Below are 10,408 nucleotides of genomic sequence, written 5' to 3' on the forward strand. Positions count from 1 at the left end.
CGGTAGATTTCGGCCGCAGCCCGGCATTCGCATTCCCATCTCCCGCGTCTATTGCCGCGCGCTGCGTGTCAATCCGGAGTAAAAATTGCGCAGTGAACAATCTATTCTTCAAATCTCTATAGCTGTTACTATTATCGTCGCTGGCTTTGGCGTCGTTTTTGGTCTTTTATCCGGCTCATTTTCTATTGTCTTTGATGGTGTTTACATGCTGGCCGATGCCGCAATGAGTGGTCTTGCGCTCGTTGTTGCCCGGCTCATTGCATTATCTGCTTTGGCGGAACCTCCGCGCGGGAAACTCCGCGACCGTTTCACAATGGGGTTCTGGCATCTGGAGCCCATGGTATTGGGCTTGAATGGCATCATGCTGACAGGTGTTGCCATCTATGCGCTTATCAATGCCATCGGCAGTTTGATGGATGGTGGACGTGATCTGGAATTCAGCTATGCGATTTTTTATGCCGTCGTCGCGCTCATTGCATGTCTGGGCATGGCGTGGCTCGAGATTCGCGCCAACCGAAAACTCAGATCCGATTTCATCGCGCTTGATGCCAAAGCATGGATCATGTCTGGCGGCATTACTGCCGCCCTCCTCGTCGCCTTTTCCGTGGGCTACGCCATTCAGGGAACAGAGCTTGACTGGATAACGCCCTATATCGATCCGGCGGTTCTTGCGCTCGTTTGTATCATCATCATTCCCATGCCCGTCGCAACGATCAAACAGGCACTGGCCGACATGCTGCTGGTGACGCCTGTCGATCTCAAGCAACATGTTGATGCCGTAGCTCGACAGGTTGTCGAGCGTTACGGCTTCAAATCCTACCGCGCCTATGTCGCCAAGGTGGGGCGCGGCAAACAAATCGAACTTTACTTCATCGTCCCTCCCGATCAGCCCGCTAAAAAGCTGGAGGAATGGGATGCGCTGCGCGATGAAATCGGTGACGCTCTCGGTGGCGAGGGGCCGGACCGCTGGCTGACCATTGCTTTCACAACCGATGTGGAATGGGCCGTCTGACCGGCGGCCTGTCACACATCGATCTTTGAAAGCATCACTATCAACACGTCACTATCAACACATCATTGGGCGCTGGCGATTGCCTTGTCCAGGCGTGTCTGAACAAGCTTAGGTTTCTTGGCCGAAACAATCTGCTCGAGATTGGCGGGATTCTCGCCCACAACAATCAAGGCAACCATTCCCATGGCGTAATGCGGCGTGCATTTCACCAGATATGCGCCGGGTTCTGTTACCGACAATACGTAATTCTCGTTGATCTTGCTTTTGAACTTCTCCGCTGTTGTGGGGATCATGTCCTTGATCGATTCGACATTGTGGCCCTTGTCGACCGGAATGAAGGTGATCGTATCGCCGGGATTGGCCTTGATATAAGCAGGCTCGAAAACCATCACACCGTCTGCACCCTTATTGAGCATGTGAACCTCAATATTATCGGCCAAAGCAGGAACTGCCATCGCAAAGCAAAGACCGAAAGCTGCGAACGGGATTGCAAATCTACGCATTTAATCTCATCTCCATGGGCTGGTCTTCACGGCGTCACGATGTGCCGGGAAAGCCTCGCTGAAAACATCTAGCCCTACTCGCAGCCAGTATCTTTGATTGGGATCAAACGGATTCGATATAGTTGATAAAGCCCGTCAATTTTTGTCTCGGGCATATTGGGCATACACGCCCCCTCGCCGTGCATGCCGAATGAGTTGCTTCGCGTCACGAAAAAGCTGCTTCAGCGATTTTCACGATCGCCCCCGAAAAATGGGCGTGTTCGGTGAGCCACACCTGAGAAAATAAGCATTTTCCGCACAGGTTATCGGCTCTCATTAGCCTAGCGATTTCAGCCGCTTGCATTGTGTTTCAATTTACATCCGCAAATGTGATCGCCATTTGTGTTGACTATTAACACTTCGTTAACCACAGTTTGTTGCAATCTGTTACAAAGCGTTACAATCGCGGTGGCAGGCAATATCGATACGAGGTGCATATTGGAAAAAACACGGCAGATAAATCAGCAGTCCTTGCAGGCAAGGAACAGCTCTGCCGTGTCTCAGATGACATCCTTCTGGGGCCTTATGCGCGCCTATTGGGTATCCGACCGCTGGAAGGAAGCCTGGGGCCTCACGATCGCAATTTTCATCTTCACGGCCTTTATCAGCAAGACCACCGTTTGGGTTGCTGAAGCTTCCGGCCTGCTGATGAACTCTATCGTCAATGTGAAAAGTGCGCCGGTACAAAATCCGCTGACAGCAATTGCCATGAATGCAGGGCTTCTGATCCTGCTGATGCTGGCCAAAGATGTGATGCTGGTTGGATTTCGGCATCTCCTGTCAACGACATTGCATCGCAAGTGGCGCAAGTGGCTTAATGACAGTTTCTCCAATGCATTGCTTGATAGCAATCATACTCATTTTCATCTGCAGCAAGGCAAAGGTGCAAACCTTCCTGACAATGTCGACCAGCGCCTGCAGGAATCCATTAAAGGCATGACAGGCGGGGCTATCGGCCTTGTCATGGGTGTTGTTGGCGTTGTGCTTTCTGCATTCTTTGTGGGTCAGAAGCTGCTGGAGATCTCGACCGAAGTCACTGGACTGGAGTTCCTCGGTTCCTATGGCGGGGCAATTCTTGCCTTCACAGCAATCGTTATTTACGTGCCAATTGGCACACTGATCGCGATCAAGATCGGGCGTCAGCTTGAGCGGCTCAACCTCGGCATGCAGAAAGCAGAAGGCTCCTATCGTGGTGAGTGGACGACACTTCTGCGCCGCAGCTTCCAGATTTCCGCGTCCGAAGGCGAAGGCGTGCAGCGCTCTGTCAACAAGCGTCTTTACAAGGACGTTGATCGCACCTGGAACAAACTTAACCGCTTCGATGCCGCCTATCTTGCCTTTTCGCAAGCCTATGGCTTCATGTCCAACCGCATCATCGCCTATATACCGGGCCTCATTCCCTATATGAGCGGCGCTGTCAGCTTCCGCAATTATGTAACGGGCGCTGAACTTGTGGCAGCGATGATCAACGATTGCTCGTGGTTCATTCAGGTCATGCCGGCGATTGCCAATCTGCGTGCCAATGCCGGTCGTGTCACCGGCCTCGCACAAGCAATCGACAATGTGCAGGACCCAACCGAGTTCTATGCAAGTTCTGGCGTCAACCGCTTCACCTTCTCCAAGCAGCACCCGCGCTTTGGACTTTCCGTTCGCAACCTCACACTGATGCAGGGGCCTGATAGTGAAGCGCCATTCCTGCGTTCCGGCGTGATCAATATCCGCAGTGGTGACTGGGTCTATATGCGTGGTGAATCCGGTTCGGGTAAAACCTCGTTCATCAAAGCGCTCAACGGACTTTGGGCCTACGGCACCGGCGAAATCATCTATCCGCAAAAGGCTGTATCAATCTATGCGCCGCAGGAAGCCAAGTTTCCATCCGTGTCGCTGAAGCAGCTTGTCTGCCTTCCCGATGACACGAGCGAATTCAACGACCTGTCTATCGCCGTGGTTCTCCATGAAGCAGGTCTTGGCGAATTTATCGAACGCATGAACGATCCGGATGCGGATGGCTCGCCGTGGGATATGGTGCTTTCCGGCGGCCAGAAGCAGAAGCTGGTGCTCGCTCGTATCCTGCTCCACAAGCCTGCAATTATCTTCCTGGATGAAGCCACAGGCGCGCTCGACCCTGCATCAAAGCTGCGTTTCCACACGGCACTCAAGACACGTTGCCCTGACGCGATTGTCATCAGCATCATGCATGAGGAAAAGCTGCCGACGCTGGAAAACGGCGAAAGCGTTTATTCGCATGTTCTTGAAATCCGCAATGGCTATGTATCGCTGCGCCCAACCCATTTCACCATCGATACGGGCGTTGCCATGGTCGCCGCAGAATAGCGTCTGACGGAAGATTTGAGAAAAGAAAGCTAAAAACGATCCGCCTTTGAGAAGCGGATTTCTTGTTCAGCGAAATCAGCCGGGTCATCATGGTGGGATGGATTACACAAGCTATGTTTATATCGCTATAGCCTTGCTTCCCTTCATTGTCTGGGGATCGATCATTGTTGCCCTGTCCAGTGAAAGCCAAGCCAGACAACAAAACCGGTCCAGGGCTTATAAAAGCCCTGACCGTGAACCTGTGACGGAAATTTCCATCATCCCCTATGGGCTGATATTCCCGCTTTACTACAGCTACCCATCAGACAAGCGTAATTTCGGTTAGAGCATATCCCGAAAACCATTTCACATTTTTCGGTATGCGCTTTAAAGCTTTATCATCAGCGATAAAAGCACCCGCAAAAGCGTGATACCGTCAATGTCGACATCAAGTTCTGATCTTGTCCGGCAATATCCAATCGTGCGTGCAAGCACGATTGCCATTCTATTTTACGGTTTTGCAGGTGCGGCCACCACGCCATATCAGCCACTTGTCGGCATTCGCGTCATTGGTCTGAGCGACTTCAGCTATTCCATCGTGGCGTTCTGTGCTGTGATTGCCAATCTGGCGGCGAGCATTGCAATCGGCCTCGTTTCAGATCGTTTCGGGCGTTATCGTGCACCAATGCTCTTTGTCACGGCGCTTGGTGTTCTGGGTTTTGGCGTTGTCTGGCTGTTTCCATCCTTATGGGTTTTCGCGCTGGCAACTATCGGTCCCATTGCACTTTTCAATGTCGTCAGCACGCTTCTCTTTGCCAATATCCGCAATCATTCAAACGGTATGACACCGCTGGAACTTGGCGACTCGATCACTATCGTTCGCATGGCTATTTCAATTGCCTGGATTCTTGTGCCGGGTCTTGTCGGATTGATCCTCTCTGGAACAGGATCGCCATTGACCGCCTACGCCTTTGCAACATTGCTTTCGCTCTGCTGCTTCATTTCGATCGTCATCATGATGCCGCACGATCACAAAATCAGCGTTGAGAACCGCAGTGCCAAATCCTCAAGCCTCGCAGATCTGCAACGTCTGGCGTCGCCCGGTGTTATCGCCCGACTTATCGGCACATCGCTCATCACCTCTGTTTTGCATCTCAATGCTATAGCCCTGCCGCTTATCGTCACCGGGCGAGGCGGTGGAACAATTGAAGATGTCGGCATGGTCATGGGCTTTGTTGCAGCCCTTGAAGCCGTACTTATGCTGGTTTGGGCCCGCATCGGGCGCAAAGCCAGTCAGATTAGTATTTTCTTCGCCGCATCCGTGCTTTACGCAATCTATCTGGTCTGGCTTGCATTCCTGTCCACCCGATGGGAGATTTATGCCGCATCGGCGATTGGGGGTATCGGAGCTGCGGCAATCGTAAGTCAGCCGATCAGCTATCTGCTTGGCATCATTCACGACCGGCCCGGTCTGTCGGCTTCCCTGATTGCGATCAACATGTTTATTGCTGGTGGAATAGGCACGGCACTCTTTGCGATCGGTACAAGCTTTTCCGGCTATGGAACTGTGACCATCATGGGAGCGATTGCAGGCTTGGCCGGTGTCGCGGTTCTGGCCAGGGTCGAGCATAAAAGAAACTGAAAAGGGAATGAGCTTGAACAGAATATTGCTTGAAGTCTGTGTCGATGATGCGCAAGGCCTGACCGCTGCAATCGAGGGCGGCGCTGATCGTATCGAACTCTGCTCGGCACTTGCCATTGGTGGTCTTACCCCGTCAATAGGCCTCATGCGGCTCGCCGCAAAAGCTCCTATACCAATCATGGTCATGATACGCCCCCGCGCGGGCAGTTTCATCTGGACCGAGGACGAACTGCAAATTATGGAAGCCGAAATTGCCGCAACCCGACAGCTTGGGCTTTCGGGTATTGTGATCGGTGCGAATCTGCCCGATGGCAGGCTCGACGAGCCTGCCTTGCAACGGCTCGTGAAAGCCGCTGATGGCCTTGATATCGCGCTGCACCGCTCAATCGATCTGACGCCAGATGCCGTGGACGCTGTTGAGATTGCCAAACAGCTTGGCATCAACCGCATTCTATCTTCCGGCGGCGCACAGAAAGCCGTATCTGGTTTGGATAGATTAGCTGTCATGCAGAAAGCGTCCGGCGGCGAGATCGTCATCATGCCAGGTTCCGGCGTCAATATCGACACACTACCTGCAATCCTTGCGGCCCTGCCGGGCATCACCGAAATTCATGCGTCGTGTAGCGCGCCGCTACCCGCCGATCAGACCTTACTGCATTTCGGCTTCGCCCTTCCCGGTGCAACCCGCACAGCGGCAAACAAGGTAGCGGAACTGCGCGCCACACTTGAGCATAGCTAAGGTAATTTGTGTTAAAATAAACATTTTGATCTTAAAATTTGTGTTGAAGTAAAATTTTCTTTTCAGTAGAAAATTAAGACGCTAAAGCATGCCTCCCCGACGAATTCTCAGCAGACCCCAGGAAGGGCTGGATTTGCGACCGATCGAAGACCTCTATCAGACTGTGCAGGCAGCAGTGCCGGAACTCACTCCGAAGCTGCGCGGCATATGGCTGTTGATCGAAACCGATCCGGTTGGCTTTATCCGCTCCACGGCACGTGAACTGTGTAATCAACTCGGCACTTCGGAGCCAACGCTCATCCGGTTCTGTCAGCGCTTTGGCTATGCCGGTCTTGCTGATTTTCGTATAGACCTCGCCTTGTCACTTGCTCAGAGACCCGGCCTTGCGACTTCGGGCGTTGAACCCAATCCGCTTGATCGCCGCGCGGTTAACTTCAGCGCAAAGGATGCGATCGGGCGCAAGGCAGTCCATCTGCTTGAAGGCGATACGGCTGTGCTCTTCGATAACGGCTCCAGTACTGAGCGTCTCGCGGCGCATCTTGGCAAGCTTGCACCACTTATCATCATGACCCGCAGCCTCGACGTTGCGCAAACCGTACTCGGCCACAAGCAGCATCAGGTTATGCTGACGGGTGGCAGCATTCGTCGCGAAACCATGTCTGTTACCGGACGACTGGTTGATACGGCTCTTTCGGAAATGCGGTTCGACACTTTCGTCATGGGTGCGGACAGCATTGATCCAGAAACCGGCGTCAGCACATTTCTGGAAGACGAAGCCCATCAGAACCGCGCAATGATTGAAGCGTCAGGACGTATCATCGTGCTGGCCGACAAGACCAAATTCAGCAAGCCACGTCTGCATCGCATTTGTGCAATGGATCGGATCACGACAATCGTGACCGATCTCGAGCCGAACCACGAAATAGCCGACCGCATCCGCGAACGCGGTGTACACTTCATCAGTACTCATGAGGACTGCGTCAATGACCACACTGGAAACTAGCCACACCTGGCAGGAAATTCATGCGCAGCCAGGTATCTGGCAGGCATGGGCAAAGCCGCTTGCGGCGCAGTCGGCTGAAATTCGCGAATGGATCGCCGCCAAGGGTATCAAGCGTATCGTGTTCAGCGGAGCTGGCACATCGGCTTTCATCGGTCAGGCTCTGGCCTCGACCAAAACTGGCGCAATTGCTCTGGCCGCTGTCCCAACCACCGACATCGTGTCAAATCCATCAGAAACACTTTCCGACGATGCAGAACTGTTGGTCGTTCAATTCGGTCGCAGCGGCAACAGCTCCGAAACCGTAGCCACGCTCGATCTTCTGGACGAACATTTCCCGAAGGCACATCGTCTGAATATCACCTGCAATGGCGAAAGCGCCTTGGCAGTCCGACCTGCAAAGGGTCCGGGCGAACAGCGTGTCATCGTGCTACCCGAAGCAACCCACGATCGCGCCTTCGCCATGACTTCGAGCTACACGACCATGCTGCTGTCGGCTCTTGCCTGCATTGATGGCTCAGTCGATGTTGCTGCAAGACTTAGCCAACTTGCGACGGCTGGCGAAAAGGCTCTTGCACAACTTGATGCGACACCTGCACCCCATCCTGAACGCGCCATTTTCCTGGGCTCCGGCGCATTGACCGGCGTTGCTCGCGAAAGCGCGCTCAAGGTGCTGGAACTGACCGCTGGTCAGGTTATGACCAATTGGGACAGCACACTCGGCTTCCGCCATGGTCCGAAGGCTTCTGTCGTTGGCAACACCCGCGTCGTCGTCTTCATTCATCCAGATCAGCATACTGCGCGCTACGATCTCGATATCGCAAACGAAATCGCTCAGCAGTTTCCGCTCGCAACCGTCACAACCGTTGGCGGCGAAGGTTGCGACCTTGCGCTTCAGCTAACTGGCACCAATCATCAAGGTGACAGCCGCTGGGATGCTGTGCTTTATGTGCTTCTGGCGCAAGTCTGGTCTGCCCGCTGGTCAGCGGAACTCGATCTTAACATCGACAATCCATTTATCGACCAGGGCAACCTGACACGCGTCGTTTCCGGGGTAAAAATCTACCCCTTTGCAGTATGAAGCATGAGGTCAGCATGATCTGCGGCGCCATTGATCTGGGCGGCACCAAAATTGAGGGCCGCCTGTTCGACGCGAATATGGAAACCGTTCTGACGCGACGGATTCCAACCCCTGTGAACAGTTTCGATGATTTCATCGAAGGGCTGGCGGCACAGATCGAATGGTTGGGCGAAACATCCGGTAATGCGAAATTACCGGTTGGCATCAGCTTGCCCGGCTGGATTGACCCGGCCACCGGCTACGGCTTTGCTTCCAATATTCCGATCACCGGGCATGATGTGGGTGCAGCACTTTTGGCACACTTCGGGCGCAGCTTTCCTCTGATGAACGATTGCATGGCTTTCGCATATTCAGAAGTCCATGGCGGGGCAGGCGAAGGCGGCGATGTGGTAATCGGGCTCATTGTCGGCACCGGTATGGGTGCCGGGCTCGTCATCAACGGTGAAATTCCACCGCGCTACAATGGCCTTGCACTGGAAATCGGCCATACAGGTATGCCCGCACGGATTCTTAGCAAGCAGAACCTGCCTTTGATCCCTTGCGGCTGCGGCAAGACCGGCTGCATGGAGCGCTATGTTTCCGGCACCGGACTTGCTGATATCGCAAAGATCAAACTTGGCGAGACAATAACCAGTCAGGAACTGACACTTCGCGCTGGCAACGGTGACGCAGCAGCAGAACAGGTACTGAACGACTGGGCAGAACTGATGGCAGAATCACTTCTGACGATGCAGATGGTTGTCGATCCGGACTGCATTGTGCTTGGTGGCGGCCTCTCCAACATGGATGGCGTTGCTGAACGCGTATCAAGGGCATTTGAAAAGCAAAAGCTTGGACCGACCCGCATACCCGCCATCAGAACAGCACGTTTCGGTGATAGTTCGGGCGCGCGCGGCGTTGCGCTTTATGCACTCAATCACGCTGGAGAAAGCCGATGACCCGTCTCGTCGCCCCCGATTATATATTCCTCAATGGGCGGCTTCAGACTGGTCTTGTGGCCGAGATCAGCGCTGCGGGCATTGATCGCCTGCGTCCACGCAAGTCAGACGAAATGCCAGACCTGACCCCGCATGTCCTGATGCCTGCCTGCATCGACTTGCAGGTCAATGGTGCGGGTGGCGTGATGTTAAATTCAGACACCAGCGCCAGGGGTATCGCTCATATCATTTCAACGCTGCGCAAACTTGGCACTGGCTGGGTTCTGCCAACATTGATTACCTGCGAGCCAGAGCGCATCGTTCAGGCGGCTCATGCCGCTGTCGAGTGTAAAGGAATGGATGGTTTCTTCGGTCTGCATATCGAAGGCCCGCATCTCAACCCTGCCCGCAAGGGCACGCATCGTGTCGAATTTATCCGTCCTATGGATGCATCGACGCTCGAAGCGCTGAATATTCTGCGCAAGGCCGATATACCTGTGATGCTGACGCTGGCACCAGAAATGGTGCCGAGCGACACGATCAGCCAGATCGTCGATATGGGCGTCGTGGTCTCTGCTGGTCACACCAATGCGACCACAGAACAGTCAAAAGCAGGACTTGAGGCAGGCGTCAGCTGTTTCACCCATCTTTACAATGCAATGCCGCCAATGACCTCGCGCGAGCCAGCAGTCGTCGGCACTGCAATCGGCAGCGATGCATTCGTCGGCATTATAGTCGATGGACACCATGTAACATGGGAAATGGTTGGCATCGCCTGGCGCGCACGTCCAAAGCGCGATCGCATGTTCCTCGTTTCTGATGCCATGTCCACCATTGGTGGGCCGGATCATTTCGAGCTTTACGGCGAGCGGATCGAAGTGCGTGATGGCGCACTCGTTAATGCGGCTGGTTCACTTGCCGGCGCGCATATCGATATGGTCGGCTGCCTTGCTAACCTTGTTCAGCATGTTGGTGTCCCGCTTGAAGACGCCATTCGTGCGGCCTGTGTGGTGCCTGCCGATGTGATGGGGCGCGCAGCTCCGAACCTCGCTTCCGGAACGCCTTTGCCTGAGCTTCTCGCTCTGGACGAAGATCTGAAGCGCCTTTCCCTCTGAAATTCACTTTTTTACCTTTGGAGTCTCGTCATGAGCAGCACGCAGAC

General features: G+C 54.0%; 9 protein-coding genes. 8 read left to right on the forward strand and 1 reads right to left on the reverse strand.

Translation table 11 applies throughout. The features are described from left to right. The first annotated feature begins 85 nt into the window (after window positions 1-85). The gene (locus CEV32_RS07520; protein ID WP_094575784.1) at window positions 86-1,012 is read left to right on the forward strand and encodes a cation diffusion facilitator family transporter; all 927 of its coding nucleotides are present in this window, start codon (window positions 86-88) and stop codon (window positions 1,010-1,012) included. 62 nt (window positions 1,013-1,074) lie between these two features. On the opposite strand, the gene CEV32_RS07525 is transcribed toward CEV32_RS07520, so the two are convergent. Next, a complete protein-coding gene (locus CEV32_RS07525; protein WP_094575786.1) occupies window positions 1,075-1,515 on the reverse strand; it encodes a pseudoazurin in 441 nt (146 codons plus the stop codon). A gap of 534 nt (window positions 1,516-2,049) precedes the next feature. Between CEV32_RS07525 and CEV32_RS07530 the strand changes: the two genes are divergently transcribed. The 7 genes from CEV32_RS07530 to nagA all read left to right on the forward strand — a co-directional run bounded on the left by CEV32_RS07530 (window position 2,050) and on the right by nagA (window position 10,361). Continuing rightward, a complete protein-coding gene (locus CEV32_RS07530) occupies window positions 2,050-3,888 on the forward strand; it encodes an ABC transporter ATP-binding protein/permease (protein ID WP_094575788.1) in 1,839 nt (612 codons plus the stop codon). A 418-nt stretch (window positions 3,889-4,306) separates the two neighbouring features. Then, window positions 4,307-5,509 carry an MFS transporter gene (locus CEV32_RS07540; RefSeq protein WP_094575790.1) on the forward strand — a complete coding sequence of 401 codons (1,203 nt, stop codon included), beginning with the start codon at window positions 4,307-4,309 and terminating at the stop codon, window positions 5,507-5,509. 13 nt (window positions 5,510-5,522) lie between these two features. Continuing rightward, window positions 5,523-6,248: a copper homeostasis protein CutC gene (locus CEV32_RS07545; RefSeq protein ID WP_208620822.1), complete on the forward strand. Its 726-nt coding sequence runs from the start codon at window positions 5,523-5,525 to the stop codon at window positions 6,246-6,248. Between the two features lie 133 nt (window positions 6,249-6,381). Next, window positions 6,382-7,251, forward strand: coding sequence for a DeoR/GlpR family DNA-binding transcription regulator (locus CEV32_RS07550; RefSeq protein WP_094575792.1), 870 nt, complete (start codon window positions 6,382-6,384; stop codon window positions 7,249-7,251). After that, the gene (locus tag CEV32_RS07555; protein ID WP_094575793.1) at window positions 7,232-8,329 is read left to right on the forward strand and encodes an SIS domain-containing protein; all 1,098 of its coding nucleotides are present in this window, start codon (window positions 7,232-7,234) and stop codon (window positions 8,327-8,329) included. The genes CEV32_RS07550 and CEV32_RS07555 overlap by 20 nt, the downstream gene beginning before the upstream one ends. Before the next feature lie 14 nt (window positions 8,330-8,343). Further along, window positions 8,344-9,267, forward strand: coding sequence for an ROK family protein (locus CEV32_RS07560; RefSeq protein WP_235818762.1), 924 nt, complete (start codon window positions 8,344-8,346; stop codon window positions 9,265-9,267). Next, on the forward strand, window positions 9,264-10,361 hold the full coding sequence (gene nagA / locus CEV32_RS07565) for an N-acetylglucosamine-6-phosphate deacetylase (RefSeq protein WP_094575796.1): 1,098 nt from the start codon (window positions 9,264-9,266) through the stop codon (window positions 10,359-10,361). The genes CEV32_RS07560 and nagA overlap by 4 nt, the downstream gene beginning before the upstream one ends. Window positions 10,362-10,408 lie beyond the last annotated feature (47 nt).

Origin of the sequence: Brucella rhizosphaerae (genome assembly GCF_002252475.1) — a bacterium.
GTDB classification, from domain to species: Bacteria; Pseudomonadota; Alphaproteobacteria; order Rhizobiales; family Rhizobiaceae; genus Brucella; species Brucella rhizosphaerae.

Bases quoted from the DNA above. Each gene is read 5' to 3' on its own strand.
- CEV32_RS07525 (WP_094575786.1), bottom strand. From the start codon at position 1,515: ATGCGTAGATTTGCAATCCCGTTCGCAGCTTTCGGTCTTTGCTTTGCG.
- CEV32_RS07540 (WP_094575790.1), top strand. From the start codon at position 4,307: ATGTCGACATCAAGTTCTGATCTTGTCCGGCAATATCCAATCGTGCGT.
- CEV32_RS07555 (WP_094575793.1), top strand. From the start codon at position 7,232: ATGACCACACTGGAAACTAGCCACACCTGGCAGGAAATTCATGCGCAG.
- CEV32_RS07560 (WP_235818762.1), top strand. From the start codon at position 8,344: ATGATCTGCGGCGCCATTGATCTGGGCGGCACCAAAATTGAGGGCCGC.
- nagA (WP_094575796.1), top strand. From the start codon at position 9,264: ATGACCCGTCTCGTCGCCCCCGATTATATATTCCTCAATGGGCGGCTT.